Here is a 382-nt window from a genome sequence, read left to right as displayed (position 1 = left end):
GCTCGTTGGGCGCCCAGTCGCCCCGCTTGTTGCGCGTGCCGAATTGCAGGTCGTCCATGGTCGATCTCACAAAGACTGAGCGAGGGTGAGGAAGCGGTCATAAGCGGCATCGTCCATATCCACCTGGTGCTTCGCTTCCGGATAGGTTCCGCCGGCGACGTCGCGGCCGAAGGCGCGGAAGGCGGCGATGCGCTTTTCCTGCAGCTCGGCCTCCAGCGTGACGAAGTCGGCATAGCGCTTGGCATGGCGCGGGTAGTGGCCGGTGTGCGTCCCCAGCACATCGCAGGAGAACAGGTACTGCGTGTCGCAAGCCGTACCGCAGCCCATGCCCATGGTGATCAGCGGTGTGCCGCGTGTGATGTGCTCGGCGAGGCGCACCGGC

The 382-nt window shown here is 65.7% G+C and carries 1 protein-coding gene; it reads right to left on the bottom strand.

Annotated features, from left to right (window positions below; genetic code table 11):
• Window positions 1–66 precede the first annotated feature (66 nt).
• A partial coding sequence (locus EN851_RS34425; RefSeq protein WP_189587339.1) for a 3-methyl-2-oxobutanoate hydroxymethyltransferase occupies window positions 67–382 on the bottom strand: 316 nt, incomplete at its 5' end.

This window comes from Mesorhizobium sp. M8A.F.Ca.ET.208.01.1.1 (genome assembly GCF_004791315.1).
Classification (GTDB): domain Bacteria; phylum Pseudomonadota; class Alphaproteobacteria; order Rhizobiales; family Rhizobiaceae; genus Mesorhizobium.
The sequence above is the reverse complement of the archived record's forward strand: the minus strand, read 5'-3'. Positions and strand labels throughout refer to the sequence as shown.